This is a genomic window from Calothrix anomala FACHB-343 (assembly GCF_014696435.1).
GTDB lineage: Bacteria > Cyanobacteriota > Cyanobacteriia > Cyanobacteriales > Nostocaceae > Aulosira > Aulosira anomala_A.
In genome coordinates this window covers 1-18,451 of record NZ_JACJQG010000068.1, presented here as the reverse complement: position 1 = coordinate 18,451, position 18,451 = coordinate 1, and the positions used below count along the sequence as shown (strand labels likewise).

The 18,451-nt window shown below is 38.5% G+C and carries 15 protein-coding genes; 6 read left to right on the top strand and 9 right to left on the bottom strand.

Features of this window, described 5'->3' with window-relative positions:
* Positions 1 to 166 precede the first annotated feature (166 nt).
* The 3 genes from H6G08_RS29155 to cofH all read right to left on the bottom strand — a co-directional run bounded on the left by H6G08_RS29155 (position 167) and on the right by cofH (position 3,889).
* Positions 167 to 1,666, bottom strand: a complete 1,500-nt coding sequence (locus tag H6G08_RS29155) for a family 10 glycosylhydrolase (protein ID WP_190549471.1) — start codon at positions 1,664 to 1,666, stop codon at positions 167 to 169.
* 573 nt (positions 1,667 to 2,239) lie between these two features.
* A complete protein-coding gene (psb27, locus tag H6G08_RS29150) occupies positions 2,240 to 2,641 on the bottom strand; it encodes a photosystem II protein Psb27 (RefSeq protein ID WP_190549469.1) in 402 nt (133 codons plus the stop codon).
* Between the two features lie 114 nt (positions 2,642 to 2,755).
* A complete protein-coding gene (gene cofH / locus H6G08_RS29145; RefSeq protein ID WP_190549467.1) occupies positions 2,756 to 3,889 on the bottom strand; it encodes a 7,8-didemethyl-8-hydroxy-5-deazariboflavin synthase subunit CofH in 1,134 nt (377 codons plus the stop codon).
* Between the two features lie 232 nt (positions 3,890 to 4,121).
* On the opposite strand from cofH, the gene H6G08_RS29140 reads away from it, so the two are divergent.
* The 3 genes from H6G08_RS29140 (at position 4,122) to H6G08_RS29130 (ending at position 7,991) form a co-directional block, all read left to right on the top strand.
* Positions 4,122 to 5,720 carry a glycosyltransferase family 39 protein gene (locus H6G08_RS29140; RefSeq protein ID WP_190549465.1) on the top strand — a complete coding sequence of 533 codons (1,599 nt, stop codon included), beginning with the start codon at positions 4,122 to 4,124 and terminating at the stop codon, positions 5,718 to 5,720.
* 247 nt (positions 5,721 to 5,967) lie between these two features.
* Positions 5,968 to 7,242: a glycosyltransferase gene (locus H6G08_RS29135; protein ID WP_190549463.1), complete on the top strand. Its 1,275-nt coding sequence runs from the start codon at positions 5,968 to 5,970 to the stop codon at positions 7,240 to 7,242.
* A gap of 143 nt (positions 7,243 to 7,385) precedes the next feature.
* Positions 7,386 to 7,991 (top strand): hypothetical protein, encoded by a 606-nt coding sequence (locus tag H6G08_RS29130; protein WP_190549462.1) that lies wholly within the window; start codon positions 7,386 to 7,388, stop codon positions 7,989 to 7,991.
* Positions 7,992 to 8,009: 18 nt separating this feature from the next.
* Here H6G08_RS29130 and H6G08_RS29125 read toward each other — a convergent pair whose 3' ends face one another.
* Positions 8,010 to 8,621, bottom strand: coding sequence for a DUF3318 domain-containing protein (locus H6G08_RS29125; RefSeq protein WP_190549460.1), 612 nt, complete (start codon positions 8,619 to 8,621; stop codon positions 8,010 to 8,012).
* Between the two features lie 200 nt (positions 8,622 to 8,821).
* Here H6G08_RS29125 and H6G08_RS29120 point away from each other — a divergent pair, with 200 nt between their 5' ends.
* Positions 8,822 to 9,082 carry a hypothetical protein gene (locus H6G08_RS29120; protein ID WP_096644353.1) on the top strand — a complete coding sequence of 87 codons (261 nt, stop codon included), beginning with the start codon at positions 8,822 to 8,824 and terminating at the stop codon, positions 9,080 to 9,082.
* Between the two features lie 119 nt (positions 9,083 to 9,201).
* Here H6G08_RS29120 and H6G08_RS29115 read toward each other — a convergent pair whose 3' ends face one another.
* The 5 genes from H6G08_RS29115 to H6G08_RS29095 form a co-directional block, all read right to left on the bottom strand.
* Entirely contained in the window at positions 9,202 to 10,833 is a 1,632-nt protein-coding gene (locus H6G08_RS29115) for an iron uptake porin (protein ID WP_190549458.1), read from the bottom strand.
* A 154-nt stretch (positions 10,834 to 10,987) separates the two neighbouring features.
* Entirely contained in the window at positions 10,988 to 11,596 is a 609-nt protein-coding gene (locus H6G08_RS29110) for a Crp/Fnr family transcriptional regulator (protein WP_190549456.1), read from the bottom strand.
* Positions 11,597 to 12,600: 1,004 nt separating this feature from the next.
* Positions 12,601 to 13,269 carry a phosphate signaling complex protein PhoU gene (gene phoU, locus H6G08_RS29105; RefSeq protein WP_313943110.1) on the bottom strand — a complete coding sequence of 223 codons (669 nt, stop codon included), beginning with the start codon at positions 13,267 to 13,269 and terminating at the stop codon, positions 12,601 to 12,603.
* A gap of 30 nt (positions 13,270 to 13,299) precedes the next feature.
* Positions 13,300 to 14,631 carry a sensor histidine kinase gene (locus H6G08_RS29100; RefSeq protein ID WP_190549454.1) on the bottom strand — a complete coding sequence of 444 codons (1,332 nt, stop codon included), beginning with the start codon at positions 14,629 to 14,631 and terminating at the stop codon, positions 13,300 to 13,302.
* Positions 14,632 to 14,685: 54 nt separating this feature from the next.
* Positions 14,686 to 15,438: a winged helix-turn-helix domain-containing protein gene (locus tag H6G08_RS29095; RefSeq protein WP_190549452.1), complete on the bottom strand. Its 753-nt coding sequence runs from the start codon at positions 15,436 to 15,438 to the stop codon at positions 14,686 to 14,688.
* Positions 15,439 to 15,908: 470 nt separating this feature from the next.
* Between H6G08_RS29095 and H6G08_RS29090 the strand changes: the two genes are divergently transcribed.
* Both H6G08_RS29090 and H6G08_RS29085 read left to right on the top strand, forming a co-directional pair.
* Complete coding sequence (locus H6G08_RS29090; RefSeq protein WP_190549450.1) at positions 15,909 to 16,892, top strand: coiled-coil domain-containing protein; 984 nt, start codon at positions 15,909 to 15,911, stop codon at positions 16,890 to 16,892.
* 42 nt (positions 16,893 to 16,934) lie between these two features.
* Positions 16,935 to 18,026, top strand: coding sequence for a coiled-coil domain-containing protein (locus tag H6G08_RS29085; protein ID WP_190549449.1), 1,092 nt, complete (start codon positions 16,935 to 16,937; stop codon positions 18,024 to 18,026).
* Positions 18,027 to 18,451: the final 425 nt, after the last annotated feature.

The following is an 18,451-nucleotide window of genomic DNA, read 5'->3' as shown; positions in this document are numbered from 1 at the left end:
CAATTCAAAATTCAAAATTCAAAATTCAAAATTAAGAATCCGGACAGGATCAGGGTTTAGGCTTGTGTATCTGTCGCATTGTCTTTTTAAATTGGTATGAGAATTTGCTGTTGAACTGATGTATTCAGCCCAACAGAGTAAAAAATGTAAAAAATATTATTTTAAATTACTGAGCGCGGCATAATTTGCGATCGCTATCATGGTCAGGATATTGCCAAGAATAAGCAAAATGGCTTACCCCTTTGATTTGGGGCGCAAATTGTCGCAGTGCTTGCATTTGGGCTTCTAAAGATGGACGATTACTAATTGAACCTCCCCATTTACCAGCTAAAGCCGGAATTACCTGGGTACCTGGTTTCGCCATACTTAAAACCCTTTGTATTTGCGGCACAATACAACTAACATCACCACAAGTCGCGTAAGCCATAGGATGCCATTCTAAAGAATTAGGGAACCTATCCCAAGGCTGTAAGCGCGAATCATAGCCTTGTCCGACACTTTGGTTACCTTCAGGGAAAAATACCACCCCGGCGGGAATATTTAATTCTTGGGCGGGATGAGTTGCTAAGGCGACAAAATCTAAGATACCTTGCATGGCATGAGCAACAGCGAGTTGCCACAAATCCCATTGTAAAAGCGGTTGTCTTTGAGTAGGATTGATTAGGGATTTTTGCGCTGAGGATACAGTTCGTCCTTGCCACAGAGGTTCTCCCTCTTGGGGATAAAGTTGATCGACTTCGGAAATATCGGCGGGGGTAATATATCCTTTACCTAAAAAGCGGCGAATTAAATCTAAACCTTTATTATTTTGTGCCCGTCGAAATAAAGCTTCTTGAGTTGCAGCAGTAAATAGCCATAAATCTGTAACTTTGGTGGCGATAGAATTGCTTCCCCCTTGTCTGGGATAGCGTACATAGTCAAATAAAATCCCATCGGGGCGACGGCGCAGTACTTCCTGTACCATTTGATAGTAATCGCGTTTTGCTCGTTCGTTGTAGGGGTCGATAAAGACATGAGTACCCACATCTACAACATACAAGCTAGTTTGACCTTTGCCATTACGCGCGATCGCTCCTTCTCGATCTCGACGCAAGGCATAGCTATAGCCAAAATTGATCGTATACATCCACGAGTAAACTTTTAAACCCCGTTGTCGCCCTTTTTGAATTGCCGTTGCTAGCAAATCTACTTTCTCTGCACCTGGATTGCGAATCACAGAAGGCCAAGCTGTCGGGTTACTGGCGGCTGGTAATAATACCCGCCCATCATAAAAGGTTTCCACATAAACTTGGTTATAGCCCAGGTTAACAATCCGATCCATCATGCGATCGAGTAACCCCGGCTGGATATCACAAGGATACAAGCGCAACCAAATAGCTTGATTTTGCGGCCAGGTGCGATTACGACAAGCCTGCATTTCCTGTGCATGTTGTTTTAATATCTGCTGGTAACGCTTTTGCGCTTCTGAATTACCTCTTAGTGCTGCCAAACGTAAGTTTTCTTTTTCTTTGACAGCTTTTGGCGATAATTGGCAATATTGTTGCACTTGCGCCTGTGCTGGTTGATTTCCCAAATAAGGAGTCAATAAACTACTAGTGAAAATCGCAGCTAAGAGGCTTCGGGTAAATGACTTTGATTTCGTAACGTTCAAGGGAAGGTTAAACATACTTCAAGGTAGCAGGAAAAGTAGACTTGCTGTAAAAGCTGGGCACAGGCTGGAATTTAACAATCTTTGATTGATTGCTCTTTTCCAGATTTTTGAGCTAAAAGCTTTTATACAAGCAGTCTGACCATCAACTTTCAATTACATAACTGAGATTGATGGATGTCAAATTCTCTATTGAGTAAATAGGGGCTTTGAAGCCTATTTTTCCAGACTTTCAAACCCCTATTTCTGTTGCCGGATTTTGTTATTAATTGGATTTTTAAAACAGATTCAGGTAATTACCCAACTTTTAGTTATTTGCTTGTCATCCAAGATATTACCCGTTTATGGCATCAGGTAGAGGACATAAGTTAATCCTCATCAACAAATCTAGGCGCTGGAGATGATAGCAGAGAAAATGCTATTTTCTTATTGGTGAATTAAAATGCAAAATTTAAAAAGTGTTTAGTGAGTCTACTAAGCTAAACAAATTTGCCAAGAGTCCCAATTTAATAAGACTCTTGACTGTGCCAATTTTTAGATTTTGCAGCTGTTCGCAAAATCCAAAATTGTCTGACTGTATTTTATTGACAGTTACGCACCGCGTCTTAGCGCCGCCTCTACCTGACTAAACTCTTGTTCTAGACGATTTTTGAGTTTTTCTGGTACAGGACGATTGGGGTAAGAACTGTAATGTCCTGCTAGGGAATTTAAGGCTGTACGCATGGTAGTAAAGGAGCTAAGTCCAGAAACAGAGTTAGCTCTTTGGTAGCGGGCTGAAAAGTCATTTATTTTTTGACGCGCTTCTGCTTGAACTGCTGCTTTACTTGGTGAATCATCTGATAACTCTAAGACGTTTCTTAAAGTTTGGATTACCGTTAAGGTGTCTTGGCGATAATCTCCTGTCAAACTATCAGGGCTAGAACAGCCCATTAAGCCGATGGTTACAACTAAAACCAGGGCAAGCAGACGCGACCAATAGCGCTTCATAAGCATGTACTGAAATAATGCATAAATCAACGTCCATAGTATCTTGGATTGGTATCCGGGGGATCAGTCAATAGTCAGTAGAGACGCGATAACCCTTGTCTGTACAACAGTCAACTGAATTCAATGTTTTTGATAGAGAGTGTCTCTTTGTTGATAAGGTCTATCTAAAGAAGCGATCGCATTTTGCAGGGTTTCTGCTTCCATCGATGTACCGCCTACCGCACCCGCCATTGAGGTAATATGTTCTTCCATCAATGTGCCGCCAATATCGTTACAACCCCACAATAAAGCTGTTGTCGCTCCATCTAACCCCAGCTTTACCCAACTTGGTTGATGGTTAGGTATCCAATTTCCCAAATAAATCCGCGCTACAGCAGTTAACAGTAAGCTATCACTTAAAATCGGTTGATCGCGTCCCACCCGCCGCCGTAGAGGTTTGGGTGCTTCTTGCCCAACAAAAGGTAATAAAATAAACTCAGTAATTTTTGCTGGATAGCCGTTTTTCATGGCTGTCATTTGTAGCGATCGCAATTTCTCTAAATGTGCGATTTGCTGTTCTTTGCTCTCAATATGTCCTGACAGCATGGTACTTGTGGTATGCAAGCCTAATTGATGGGCTTTACTAACAATTTCTAACCAAGTTGCTGTATCTATTTTTTCGGGACATAGTACCCGTCTCACTTCATCATCTAACACTTCGGCGGCTGTTCCTGGCATAGAACCAACACCCGCATCGCGCAAAGCCGCAATCACATCAGCATATTCCAGTCCATCAAGTCTGGCGATAAATTGTACTTCTTGGGGCGAGAAAGCGTGCAAGTGTAGCTGGGGAAACTCCTGCTTAATAGTTTCTACTAATTTGAGATAATAAGGCAGGGATTTGCCATTAATCAAGGCTTGTGGGTTCAATCCCCCTTGCATACAGATTTCTGTAGCACCTCGTTTTACCCCATCTGTAGCTTTTTCTAACACTTGTGCCCAATCTAACCAGTAAGCACCATTATCCCCATCGTCGCGCCGGAATGCACAAAAACTACAATGCTGCTCGCAAATGTTAGTAAAGTTAATATTACGGTTGATGACGTAGGTGACGACATCACCAACTTGACGCTGGCGGAGTTTATCGGCTGTATTTTGAATCAGAGCGATCGCGTCTTCTTGTGTTTGTTTTAATAACACCACTCCCTCGACTGGGGATATATCGTATCCCAGTAAGGCACGGTCGAGAATATCATCAACAGTTTTATGCTTCACAGGAGTGAAAATCAAGTTACTTCTTTTATTTTGCCAGGAATCTGAATAGGGATCTCAGCGACCAATTATAAGTGATAATTGTTACTTAATTTACATTTAAAATTTATCTTTAATCTATATTAGGGTAGATTTTACTGTCTACTTTGACCAAGTACTGTGGTTGAGTTAGTTACTGGTTGGTGAAATTAAATTACCTACTTAAAATAACAGACGTTCTCAAAACTCCCTAAACATGGAAACTCTTCATCAGAAACGTCGGCAGGTATACCCCAGATGGCTCAAAATTATTATAGTTACTGTTTTATTACTCGGAATATATTTTCGATTTACTAATCTCAATGGTAAAGTTTATTGGTCAGATGAAGTTTATACATCACTCTGGCTTTCTGGACATTCAAGTTCAGAAGTTGTAAATCAAGTTTACAACGGTCAAGTTATTAGTATCAATCAACTCAAGAAATATCAACAACCTAATCAGGAAAAGGGAGTAAGCAGTACAATTGAGCGGCTAGCATTAGAAGATCCCCAACATCCGCCACTTTATTATGTTATTGCTTGGTTTTGGTCGCAGTTATTTGGTAATTCTGTAGCTGCAATTAGAAGTCTTTCTGCTGCAATTAGTCTAATATCTTTAGTTAGCATATATTACTTGTGCCAAGAGTTATTTGCACTGCCGTTGACAAGTTTAATAGCCGTTTCTTTAATGGCAATTTCACCTTTTCATATCTTATATGCTCAGGAAGCTAGACAATATAGCCTGTGGATATTGACTATTTTAATTTCTAGTTATGCTCTCCTGATAGCTTTAAGAAAAAAATCATTTTTGAGTTGGGTGATTTATACAATTACTATAGCTCTCAGCTTCTATACCTTTTTACTATCAATATTTATAGCCATCGGACATGGGATTTATGTATGGCTAATGCAGCGTTGGCGATTAACTCCTGTGGTTATTGCTTATTTCACATCTTTAATTTCCGCAATTATCATCTTTATACCTTGGCTGATAATTGTTAGCAAAGGTAAAGCTGAAGGTAGAATCCAAAGATTAGATTGGATTGAAAAATCAACTAGTTTAACCGCCCTTGTGGGGAAGTGGATACTGAACATAACTCGGATTTTTATAGATTGGATAAATATTAACGAGCAAGCACCGCTAAAAGCATTTTTTTTAATTTTCCCTTTTGCTCTAGCTTTACTCATTTTAATCGGTTATTCAATTGACTATCTCTGTCGTTCAACTCCTAAATCTTCTTGGTTGTTTATCTTAACTTTAACTCTGACTACAGCAATATTCCTAATCATACCTGATGTCATATCTGGTGGCAGACGTTCAGGAGTACCCAGGTATATGATACCTACTTTTTTAGGAATTCAATTAATGATTGCTTACTTGCTTTCTAGTAAACTAATTGATAAACCAGGAAAAATCAGTCAAAAAATCTGGACAGGAGTAACTATTTTCTTACTAGCGAATGGTGTGATATCTAACGTAATTATATCTTCTGCTGCAATGTGGTGGAATAAAGGAGATGCAAATAATGGAAATTTGCATCAAATAGCAAGTATCATTAATAAAACTGCCGAGCCTCTGATAGTTAGTGATGCTGAATTCACTACTATTTTAGGATTAATACATCTGCTCAAGTCAGAGACTGATTTTCAACTAACACAGCAGCCTAGTCAACTTGTTATTACCAAGCAGAGAGAAAATATATTTTTGTTTAAACCATCAGCAGATTTAGAAAAAAATATGCAAAAAAATTATGATGTTAATTCCTTATATAAGAATCAAGGTGATAGTCTTGAATTAGTGAAATTACCGAAATAAAATAGTATTAATTGATTCCATGATGAAGCTATTTGCCATATAGTAATCTGCAAAGGAGTTACAAATACATATCTAACTTGTAATTTTTGTTCATATGTCAAAGAGGATTGCTATACTTTTATGTTGGGGAATTTTACAACCCGAAGATTCCGGCAAACAAAATTTAAAATATAAACATAATTTAACCGCCAACTAAATTCAGAAAAATAATGAAAATCCTAAATCAATTCATTGGAAGTTTACACTAATGATTCAACGCCAACCCATGTCATTATTACCCGTACCAACTGGTGAATTACAAATACCAGAATTTCCGCCGCAAATTACATCCATAACAAAAGAAAATATTATCCTTTCCCTAGTAATTCCCACTTATAAAGAACGTGACAATATTCATCAAGTTGTCAAGATTTTGAGTCAGTTGTTAGATGAGTCGATTCCTGGACAATATGAACTAATTGTAGTAGATGATGATAGTCCCGATCGCACTTGGGAAGTAGCACAATCTTTAACAGAAGAATACCCACAATTGCAAGTAATGCGGCGAAAACAGGAGCGAGGGCTATCTTCAGCAGTAATTCGGGGCTGGCAAGTCGCAAGAGGTAGTATTTTAGGCGTTATTGATGGAGATTTACAGCATCCGCCAGAAGTATTAACACAATTGTTAACCCAAATCCAACAGGGTGCAGATTTAGCAGTAGCCAGTCGTCACGTAGAAGGCGGTGGTGTCAGCAGTTGGAGTGTTATCAGACGTTTTCTATCCCGTGGGGCGCAAGTTTTAGGATTAATTATCTTACCCAGAGTCTTGGGAAGAGTTTCTGACCCCATGAGCGGTTATTTTATGGTACGGCGAAATGCGATCGCCGGGGCAATTCTCAATCCCGTAGGCTATAAAATTCTCCTAGAGGTAATTGGACGGGGAAATGTCGATGAAATTGCGGAAGTCGGCTATGTATTCTGCGAACGCAAAGAAGGCGAAAGCAAGGTGACATGGAAGCAATATGTCGATTATATCCACCACCTTCTGCGCTTGCGGCTAACTACAGGCGGTTGGCGAAGAGTTAGCCAAGCTACAGGACAATTAGAACAATTGAGTCAAAACATAGGTTTTCCCCTTGGTAGATTTCTCCGGTTTGGATTAGTCGGACTCAGTGGAGTATTTGTAGATATGGCAATACTTTATTTACTGAGTGACCCCACAACCTTAGCTTTACCTTTAACTCGTAGTAAAATAATTGCCGGGGAAATTGCCATTTTCAATAATTTTTTATGGAATGACGCTTGGACTTTTGCTGATGTCTCCATGAAGCAGCAAGAATGGCGTCAACGCTTGAAGCGCTTTCTCAAATTCAATTTAATTTGTTTGGCGGGATTGATATTAAATGTGCTGATTTTAAACCTAGTATTTAATTTTCTCATTCCCAACCGCTACATTGCCAACCTAATTGCGATCGCAGTTGCTACCATCTGGAATTTTTGGGTAAACCTCAAACTTAGCTGGCGAGTCACTGATGTGAAATAGCTCAGGTAATTCGTAATTACTAATACACAAACTCTTGGGAAGGCTGACAGCGAAAAACAAACCGTAATTTGTGCGTCTAAGTAATTTATCATAATTTTTGTCGTTATAAATTTGAATAAGAATCACCCATGACTTAATTACCCATGCCCTATAGCGAATTTACCCTGAAAAAAGTTAAACAAACATTTGGCTTGAATACTATTGAAGGAGAAAAATTTATTCCAGAGATAGAACCAATTACTCCTAGTAACATTCTCAGTGGTTTTTTAGAAGAAAGTTTACCATTGGCAATAGCTACAGGCAGTGAAAAAGCTCGTTCTGAGTTGATTATCAGTCCAGTATTGCTAGAAGTACGCAAGATTTTACAGAGAAAAATTAGTCTTTTTTCTGGTGCAGAATTTACTGTAGATATTGCTTCTGGATTAACTGGAATCTGTGATTTTATTATTAGCCGTTCCCCCGAACAATTAGAAATAGAAGCACCTGCAATTGTGATTATTGAAGCAAAAAAAGCGGATTTAAATTCGGGAATTGGACAATGTATTGCAGAAATGGTTGCGGCTCAGAAATTTAATGAAGCTAATCAGCAAGCTATTTCTACGATTTATGGAAGTGTATCCAACGGTAATAATTGGAGATTTCTAAAATTAACCGGGCAAACTGTGAATATTGAATTGACAGATTACCCTCTACCTCCGGTTGATTTAATATTAGGAATTTTAGTTTGGATGGTATCTTCTAGTAATTGATAAAAATCAAATTCCAACTTATTCCAACTTGATATAACTTTCCGGTACACCCACAGGTGACAAACCCGCGATCGCTCGTAAATTTTGACAACGAATTAACTCGCTAAAATTTAACCCACTACGTCCCTCAATCTTAGCAGTAGCTTCGATAGCAGATAACAAATACTCTGCTGCTTCAGCTTCAGAATAACCCCTTCTCCCCGCAATCCGAATTGCAGCAGCATCAGCAGTTAATTCTAACTCTGGAGATTGATTATGACGCCAAATCCGAAAGCAGGCGATCGCACTTAAGCCTAAACCAATAGCTACACCTACCACATCTGACTGTGCTGATTCCACTACACCACCCAGTAAACCGAGTAGCACTACCCCTTGATAAATATCCGGTTTAAACCACTTCACCCCTGTTAACCAGCTAACTTTTTGTAACAGTAGTAAATCTCTTTGCGATTTCGACAGACGAAACCATAAATCAAAATTAATATATATCGGTCGTTCTTGATTCCAGGGAAGCGGGAAAGATACGTCAATCACCCTTGGCTGTTCCGGTTTGCTAACTATTTTTGTCAGCATTCTAGCCGCAGCCGGCATAACATCTAATAAACGGCGAATCTCAACAATAGGCTCCATAAAATTAATCTATTATTCGCTTAAATAGTTGGTTATCTGATTATCTCCTGCAAATGAGCAATGACAAGGGAAGGAGGACAAGTAAGACAAGGAAGACAAGGAGGACAAATGACTATTGACCATTGACTATTGACCATTGACCATTGACAAAAAAATCACTTTTCATGCTACCCTTTGATGTGTGATAATCTCCCAGATACATGGACGCTTTCGCTCCTACTCCGCCTGAATGGACAAACAAAGCAATTCATGCTTATCAGTTTTGCTGTCCTAACTGCAAAGCCAGTAGCCGAGAAGCTACAGAAGTTTGGCTAAATAGGCGATCGCCTGTAATTACAGAAGACCGTCGCCGTAAATGGCAAGAATTCTACAATTGTCACTGTAGTTGTGCTTGGTGGGCTTGGAGTAGCGATCGCCCGCCAACCGATCTATCTAGTCAACAAAATATTAATCCTTTATAACTATTTATACACAAACAAAAACCCGCCTTGAAGCGGGTTAAATCTTGCCATTTATAGAAATTCAAAAATCAGTCAGTCAGGGCAGGATTTTCCCACCCTTGACAACCTAATTACCGACTTTAGAAACTGAAGGTAGTACGTAAAGTACCTACGTAGATACTGTTATTATTGTCGTTGTGTTCGGGATTGAAAATCACTAACAAACCAGGGGTAACCTGAATATTATCAGAAACTCTGACTTTGTATAGACCTTCTAAATGGTAGGATGTGCCAGTTTCAGAAGCAATACCGCTACCACCAGTGATTTTTGGTGGTTGACCAAAAATTACACCGAGAACGTTACCTTTTGCACCTAAGTCTCTCACGCCCAGTGAAGCAGCCCAATACCAAGCATCTGCACTTCTGCTAGGCCCAGTTACAGCATCGGCGTTAGTGTAACCTACCCAACCGCTCAGAGCCAACTGAGAACTGGGTTGGAAGGTAGCTTGTAGACCATAGTGGTCGGCTTCAGTACGCGCATTTCCAAAGGGCCTGTTAGCAAATGTACTACCTGTACTTTTGAATAAGCCAGAATTACTTGCAGTAGGGTCAACTAGATAAGTGCGGGCATAGGAAAAACCAATATTTAAAGCTTTGTTTGGCTTAAACGCTATCTGTCCGAAAATAGTACTATCGCCATTAAACAACCCTGTCCCTTCACTAGGATTACTAGCGCCAAAGTTAGTAGTAACGCCAGCAGTAGTTCTGGAGGTTGATGGTGCTAAGTAAGCGGCACTAAAGGTTAAAGGCCCGTTAGGATTGACATTCACAGTTACACCAGCACCGTCACCACCTTGACGATAGATAGGGCTGAAACGTCCGTAACGAGATAACGCACCTCTACCAGAACTAGCAAAGTCAGGGTTAAAGGTATAAACGTTTTCGTTCAACTCAGCACCAGTCGCATCAACTTTAACCCTAATTGCATCGCCGAAGTTGAAAGCATAGTTAATTTTATCAATTTCAACACTATTATTAGTGCCACCGTCATAGCCCAAACGGGACATGTTGGTACCAGTTACACTTGAATTCGAGATCGTGTTGCGACCTTGTAACCGGATTTGTAACTGATCTTTCCCTGTAAAACTGCTATTTAAGGTTAAGCGAACGCGATCGGAAAAAACAGTATTAGATTCTAAGTTAGCGCCATTGTCAGCTCTCGTATCACCAAAAGCTTGAGAAACGTTGAAAATCGCTTCCCCTTGTAGCTTGGTAGTAGTAGAGAATTGATTTGCTTCTAATTCGGCAGTACGTGCTTCTAAAGAATCAACACGACCGCGCAAAGTTGCTAATTCCGCAGAAAATTCTTCTTGTAAGCGCTGTAAAGTCGCTAAATCTTGCTTGGTTACTAAATCAGCTGTAGCTGTAGCAATCAGTTCGTTAACTCGATCTAAACAAGCATTCAACCCAGCAGCAAATTCATAACGGGTTAAAGCACGGTTACCCCGATAAGTACCATTTGGATAACCTGCAATACAGCCATAACGCTCAACTAGAGATTGTAATGCCTGGAATGCCCAATCTGTAGGCTGTACATCCGAAAATTGGGAAACAGATGTCACCTGACCCATACTGTCAGAGTCTTGCGCCAACTGGCTTACACCAGTTACCTTCTCATTGGTTTCACCCGCTAAGGTGCTGTTAGCAGCCAAAAATGTAGCAGCAACAACCAAAGGGCCAATCTTTACTAGCTCCCACAATGCTTTTTTCATTACTTTTACTCTCACACACACCTAAATTAGTTAAGTCCTAAGTAAATTTTCCCTAAATAATTTTTTTCATTAAGGAATTTACTTACATGAATTTATCCATGATTTTACCAAGGTTAGTTGGCAGTTTTCACGAATAAACCAAAATTATTTTACCCTATTCTTTGAAAATTTTCTGAGGTAAACAAATTATCATTCGTCTTTTTTGACGCAACAGCTTTCCCTCTTCTTCAAACTGCTGTAAAAGTCTTGTAATCGTCACCCTTGTAGTATTTAAAACTTCTGCTATTTCCTGATGAGTGATATTTAGATCGAGCAATTTGCCCTGTTCTACATCAATACCAAATTTTTCACTTAACCACAACAGAAAATACCACAGGCGTACTGACATTGGTTTACGATGAACTATACTTAGTAATTCCTCAGCCTGTTGAATATGCGCTAATAAAGCACCGATATCTTCTGACCAAAGATGAGGTGGAACAACACTGACTTCTACTTTAGTTAACGATTCAATTTGATAAGGTTTAACTCTAGATAAGGGATAGCCAATGATATCTCCTGGCCCCCAATAACCTAGAGTAATATATGTTCCATCTTCACTCCAAGTTAAAGTACGAACCGCTCCCTGTTCAATGCGCCAAAGTACTTCATTGCGTGGGGGAATTATTTCCCCACGAGCAAATATTCTTTGAGGTAACTGTCCATTGATCAGAGCATGATTCAATGTACTAGCAGATTCTGTGGTAGGACTTGTGAAATACATTCAGAGGTAAGTTTAGTAGAATAGGGATAGGGGAATACTGTAAAAATACTGAATAAATACTGGAATAAAGGCTGAAAATTTTTTGGTACTGAGTTTGGTTTATACAAGATACTGATAACTGGTAAATTTTACATATTTTCAACAATAATTTGCGCAGAATATTTAATTAACCTTACACTTTGATGTTGTTGGAGGTAACTCCAATTAAATGTGCGATCGCTAAGTAATATTTATATTACATTCTTGCATTACATCCTTGAGCCTAAAATTATAGATATCCCAGCATATATATATTTAAATATCTAATTATCTGTATAGAGTAGAGGCAATAATTTGCTCTAGTTTAAAAAACAATCAGACTTTATCTATGTTTAATGCTGATTTTTAATTCATATCTATTATGAAAATATATAATTTATTTATAGGTGTGTAATTTAATTTAAATTTGACTGTTTGCCATATTTTACTCATCACATTTTTAATTTATAGGGATTTGAAAAACATAGAAATATCTGAAGGATATTTTTGACTACATCATGGCTTAATTATGAGGTTTGACAATATTTTTGAATTTCCTCCTAGAGAAATCTGTTATGCTCCATACATTTTTATACTGAAAGCTTAAGTATAATAACATTGTTTTTTATACAATTAGGTTTTGCGTAATTTTTCTCTCGAAACTTTAATTTGTAAATATTTAATAGCTTGATTTCAGCATAATGCTAGCCCTGTTTTATACTGCATTTTTTTACTTTCCCCTCTAAACATCAAATAAACATCAAAAAAGTGATACTTTTTAGTTTTAAATCTTGAAAGTATCACTTTTTATTGTTGCCTTAATTTTAAATTTGCAAGTTTAAGAAGAGGTAAGCTTTTAGTGAAATGTATGCTAGTTCACAAAATTTTCATATTTGATTTTTAGTTGTGGCTAGATCTAAACAAGGCTAAATTGACTATTGACTATAAAGTTTTGACCATCCAAATCTAAATTTTAGTACCTTGAATCAATAATGTTGACCAGTCACAATATATGCCACTCTTTGTCCAATATTAGTAGCGTGATCTGCCATGCGCTCTAGGTAGCGAATAGCTAAAGCTAACAGCACAATCGGTTCTACCACACCCTGAACATCTTTTTGAAACGCTAAAGTTTGATAGAGACGTTCATAAGCATTATCAACAGTATCATCCAAACGCTTAATACTGCGTCCACCAGCTTCATCTAAATCAGCTAAAGCCACTAAGCTAGTAGCTAACATCGCTTGCGCGTGATGGGACATAACTGCAATCTCTGGTAAAGATGGATGAGGGGGATAAGGAAAGATTTTAATGGCAATTTCGGCAATATCTTCCGCATAATCCCCAATTCTTTCTAAATCTCGCACTAATTGCATAAAAGCACTCAAACAGCGCAAATCTTGTGGTGTAGGCTCTTGCGTTGTCATAATCGCTGTACAGTCTGACTCTATCTGTCTGTAAAAGCGATCGATTTTTTTATCTAATTGCGGAAGTGCTTCAGCTGCTGTGAGATTGCGGGAAAATAAGGCTTGGTGGCTGAGACGAAACGATTGTTCCACCAAAGCACCCATGCGTAATACATCCCGCTCCAAGCGCCGCATAGCGCGTGCTAGCTGGTTTCCATCGGAATTATGGCTATCAAGGGCAGCGTTCACACTTATCTTGTTAAACTGGATGTTATTTTTTTAACTATAATCTTGGCTAGAGTTATTTGCCATGACTTCTGGTAGTTGGAATTGTATCCAAGCGCCACCGGTTTCGGGGTGATTCATAGCTTTGATCCAACCACCGTGAGCGAGAATAATTTGTTTAACTATTGCCAAGCCTAAACCACTACCTATAGTTGTAGGTGTGGAATGAGAATCTGGTACTTGGTTACGCGCTCTTGCTTTATCCCCTCTGTAGAACCGCTCAAAAACATGGGGTAAATCTGCTGATGAAAAACCAACGCCAGCGTCGATGATATCGATTTCTAAACTAGAAGAAGTAGAATTGTGAATTTCAGTAGCTTCTGCTGGTACGATTTTGGCGTTAACTTGAATAGTTGTGTCAGCAAGACTGTATTTAATGCAGTTGTCTAGCAAATTCAGAAAAACTTGGTATATGCGGGAACGATCTGCTTTGATGAAAACAGATTCTATTCCCGAATAGCTCAGATTCAGGTTTTGTTGTTGCGCTAAAGGTTCTAAAGTTTCCCAAACAGAAGCAATGAGCGATCGCACTTCCACCGTTTCCGGATTTAATTGAATGGTTGGATCTGTTTCCATCTGAGTTAGATCTAACCAACCTTGTACTAAGTTAATCAAGCGATCGACTTCTTGCATTAGGCGGTTAACCCAACGATTTAACGGTGGTTCTAAGCGGTTTTGTAAAGTTTCCACAACCAAACGAATCGAAGTTAAGGGTGTTCTCAGTTCGTGCGCTAAATCGGAAAAAGAACGCTCTCTAGCTTGATTCATATCTAGCAGTGGTTGGCGATTTTCCAAAAATACCCCCACTTGTCCCTGAGGTAAAGGGAAACTAGATGCACGTAAAGCCAGAGACTTTACTTCTAACATTGCTGCCGCATTCTCAAAAGAGGGGTGAAACACCCACTCTTTCACCCTTGGTTGTTGACAATCGCGAGTTTGCTCAATTAAGCGGTCAAGTTCATAAGACCGGACTAACTCCAGTAACAATCTTACTTGTCCTGGTTGCCACCGCTCCAAATACAACATCTCCTTAGCCAGCTTGTTGCACCACAGCAGTTGATTTTCTTCATCTACCTGCAAATATCCCAATGGTGCAACATTCAGTAGTTCTTGGTAAGTTTCTAGTGAATCTTGTAAATTCTGCCGTTTTTGCATTAGCACGGAAATTTGCTCCCGCAGACGAGGCATCAACGGCAGCGCTACCTCAGTATAATGAGAATTTAAAGGTTTGAAGATTCGCTTCAGGTAATGCTCTAGCTGTACCTGTTGCCACATCCAAAACCCAATACCTAACCCTAAACCCAGAGAAAATCCCAATAAGAACATTGAAGTTATTTAGTTGCTCGATCACAACTAAAAACTAACAAGTATCGTCCCCTTTTATCCAAAACGATAACCAAATCCTCGGACAGTGACAATATATTCGGGACGACTAGGATCTAACTCTAATTTTTCCCGCAACCAACGGATGTGAACATCAACAGTTTTACTATCTCCCACAAAATCTGGCCCCCAGACTTGATCTAGCAGTTGTTCCCGCGACCAGACTCGGCGCGCGTAACTCATAAACAGTTCCAGAAGGCGAAACTCCTTGGGAGAAAGATTGACTTCTTGACCGCGTACTAGTACGCGACACTCTTGGGGATTTAAGCTGACATCCTTGTACTTTAAAATTGGTAGTTGGGTGACAGTACTAAACCGTTGACGACGCAATAAAGCCCGACAGCGAGCTACTAATTCCCGCATACTAAAGGGTTTGGTGAGATAATCATCTGCACCCACCTCTAAACCCAGAACCCGGTCAGTTTCGCTACCCTTGGCACTAATCATCAAAATTGGTACTGGGTTACCTTGATGACGCAGCAAGCGACAAATATCTAATCCATTAATCTGTGGCAGCATTAAATCAAGGATTACCAAGTCAAAGGAATCTTCCCCTGAGTTGGGTTCAGAGCTTTTGAGGTATTCTACAGCCGATCGCCCATCTGTAGAAGTCACCACCTCATAGCCTTCTTCCTCCAAGGCTACTACTACCATTTCTCGGATCAGTTCTTCATCTTCGACTATGAGAATGCGGCTAGTTTGCCCTATGTCTGCTTTGGCAGAAAACTTGGCTGATTCACTGGTATACATTTGATTGATATCACAAAATATTGGGTCTGTTCTGCGATCGCTATGGCAATTAAATCGATTATCTTGCCTGAATGTAGCTGCAAACCTACATTTGCTGACTTAGTTTATAAAACTTTACATCGGTAACATTACCCAATTTATTATAAGTATTAACGCTACATGCTGCCAAGAATGTTTGCAGTAAATTTATATCTGGAAGTTTATCTATAACTAGATTTGCATCTTGACAAGAACAAATTTAATTTAGTACAATAGTACTATTAAAGTATTACAAAGTAAAAAAGGCTTTACCTAGCAAGAGAAAGGTTTCAGATCGCTTGAAGAAATAACAAGTGATTTTTGATTCTACCTTTCAGTATTTACACTGCGCTGAAAACCCTTATTTTCAGGCTATTCTGATGTCTGCATAGGGTAGTTTTTGGTATGACTTGCTACTCGCTACATTGTTCCATCTTGAAAGGAGTTGAAGTATGACTACAGTTGCAGTCAAAGACAGCAAACAACAGATAGTACAAGCTTTTCAACAAATTCTCGCCGAACGAAAAAAATTAGATTTAAAAATAGCTACGAAACAAGAGGAAGCAGAAAAGGCAAAAAATCAAGAAATCTTAGCTGCGGCTTCTACATATACAGTAGATAGTATTGTTAAAGGTTTAGCTGATTTACAATTAGAATTTGGTAGCATTGTCACTTCTCTATCAGAAAAGTTAGCAAAAGAAACCGCTAAATTAGATGAATTAAATCGAGCTATAGAAATTGAAACTCAGCATTTACAAGAACTGCAACAAATCAGAATTGTTGCCGATGCTTTAGATATTTTAACTCAAGAGCATCAAGAAAAGTTAAAGTTTTTAGAACAAGAAATATCTAGTAAGCGTGAAGCTTTAGAAAAAGAAATTACCATTAGGCGTAAAGAATGGCAAAAAGAACAAGCAGAATATGAAGAAGCCCTACAAGCATACAATGAATTAATAGCGAAACAACGCAATACCGAAACGGAAGAATATCAATATAAGTTAGAAACTACAAGAAAGCTAACTACAGATGCTTATGAAGCCAGAAAACGCAATTTGGAAAGAGAAATTCAAGAAAGCACTCAACAGAAAGAGAAAAATTGGACGGAACGAGAAAAAGTCCTGAATGCAAACCAGTCTCTATTTGCAGAAAACCAGAAAAAAATTGCGGCTTTCCCGACAGAGTTGGAAGAGGCTATTAAGAAAGCCAGAGAAGAAGCCATTAAAGAAACGAACCAAAAAGCTAAAGTTGAAGCTGATTTGTTTGAGAAAGAGTGGGAATCTAGCAAACAGAGTTACGAACTCAAAATTCAGTCTTTAGAAGAAACAATTAAAAAACAAACAGAGCAAATTGAAGGTATTACTACTCAATTGCAAACTGCATTAAAACAGGCTCAAGACTTAGCGATGAGAGCTTTTGATAGTTCTAATGCTAAATAGAAATTAATTGAAAAGTGCTTTTGTAAATAATGGAGGGTTGTTGTGGTAGCGAAAAAACCAACTGATAAGAGTACTAAAGCGGAAATTCTTCAGGCTTATGAAGAGTTAGCCAAAGAAGCAGCATCTGTAAAAACGCAACTGAATCAAGCTTTAAAAGAAAACCAATCTCTTAGCCAATCTCCTAGCAAAGATAAGCCAAAAATAGAACCAAAAACTACTATGAATCAGCCATCTACTGTACAACAAAAAATGAATTATACCATTGAAAGCTTGGCTAAAATTCAATTGGGCTTTGGTAGTGCGGCAAATGAATTATCTGAACAGCTAACGACACAAGCATCGAAATTAGGAGAAATTAGAGAAAATGTAGAGAAAGAAGTCCAAGAATTAAAGCAACTACATAATTTAGAAATTACCGCAGATATTTTGGATAATCTGATTGCTAGTTATGAAGATAATTCTAAGAATTATCAAGAAGAATTTAGCCAACAGAAGGAAGTTTTATTTCAAGAGTTAGATGAACAAAGAAAGACTTGGCTTAAAGAACAAGATGAAAATCATCGATTAGTCAAAGAACGAGATGAAAATCTCAAGAAAACTCGCCAAAGAGATGAAGCAGAATATAAATATAATTTAGAACTTCAGCGAAAGTTGACGCAAGATGAATATGAACAACAGCAAAAAGGGCTAAATAAACAATTAGAAGAATTTCAGCAAGAAACAGAGAAAGCTTGGGCGGAAAAGGAAAAAACCATTGCAGAACGAGAAAAGCAATTTGAAGAGTCTAAAGCAAAAGTAGAAGCATTTCCTAAAGAGAAAGAAGCCGCAATTAAAAAAGCCACAGAAGAAGGTAAGGGAATTGCTTACTATCAAGCTAAGGTTAAATCAGATTTATACAATAAGGAAGTTGAAGGACAAAAGCGTTTTTATGAACAGAGATTACAGTCTTTAGAACAGACTATCAGTAATCAAGATAATCGGCTACAAAATCTTTCTAAACAACTGGAATCTGCGCTTAAACAAGTCCAAGATTTAGCGGTTAAAGCCATTGAAGGTACTGCTAATGTCAATTCTTATCAAGCAATTAAAGAAATCGCTTTAGAACAGGCGAAAAGTCAGGTGAAGAATAAATAAATTATTCTGCTTTTAAGTTGCATAATCAATCGTGAGGGCTGTTGACAGTTGACTGTTGACTGTTAACAGCCCATATAAGTAGTTATGTAATTTAGACAACGCTGTAGGGGCACGGCACCAGTAAAATTATTGTATGTACCAAAAGATTGTCGATGCCGTGCTCCTACGACAAATCTGGTTCTAATACAATAAATGTAGAAAGCGAGTCTAGTTAATTGATTTTTCCTTCATTATTAATGATGATGAGTCAGTAGTCAGCAATTTATTTTTATCTAATCTTAGGCGAAAGAACTGACTAGAGAATTATATACCCATCATCAGAAATGTTGAATGTTAAGAAAAGTCTGATAAAAATAGCCCAAAATATGTTATTTTTGGGCGAAGGATTAAAATATATTAGTTTGATTGTGATTATAAATTCATTT

Bases quoted from the DNA above. Each gene is read 5' to 3' on its own strand.
- psb27 (WP_190549469.1), bottom strand. From the start codon at position 2,641: ATGCTTATGAAGCGCTATTGGTCGCGTCTGCTTGCCCTGGTTTTAGTT.
- H6G08_RS29120 (WP_096644353.1), top strand. From the start codon at position 8,822: ATGGACGCTTTCGCTCCTACTCCGCCTGAATGGACAAACAAAGCAATT.
- H6G08_RS29135 (WP_190549463.1), top strand. From the start codon at position 5,968: ATGATTCAACGCCAACCCATGTCATTATTACCCGTACCAACTGGTGAA.
- H6G08_RS29100 (WP_190549454.1), bottom strand. From the start codon at position 14,631: ATGTTCTTATTGGGATTTTCTCTGGGTTTAGGGTTAGGTATTGGGTTT.
- H6G08_RS29125 (WP_190549460.1), bottom strand. From the start codon at position 8,621: ATGGAGCCTATTGTTGAGATTCGCCGTTTATTAGATGTTATGCCGGCT.
- H6G08_RS29115 (WP_190549458.1), bottom strand. From the start codon at position 10,833: ATGAAAAAAGCATTGTGGGAGCTAGTAAAGATTGGCCCTTTGGTTGTT.
- H6G08_RS29130 (WP_190549462.1), top strand. From the start codon at position 7,386: ATGCCCTATAGCGAATTTACCCTGAAAAAAGTTAAACAAACATTTGGC.
- H6G08_RS29140 (WP_190549465.1), top strand. From the start codon at position 4,122: ATGGAAACTCTTCATCAGAAACGTCGGCAGGTATACCCCAGATGGCTC.
- H6G08_RS29155 (WP_190549471.1), bottom strand. From the start codon at position 1,666: ATGTTTAACCTTCCCTTGAACGTTACGAAATCAAAGTCATTTACCCGA.
- H6G08_RS29110 (WP_190549456.1), bottom strand. From the start codon at position 11,596: ATGTATTTCACAAGTCCTACCACAGAATCTGCTAGTACATTGAATCAT.
- H6G08_RS29090 (WP_190549450.1), top strand. From the start codon at position 15,909: ATGACTACAGTTGCAGTCAAAGACAGCAAACAACAGATAGTACAAGCT.
- H6G08_RS29095 (WP_190549452.1), bottom strand. From the start codon at position 15,438: ATGTATACCAGTGAATCAGCCAAGTTTTCTGCCAAAGCAGACATAGGG.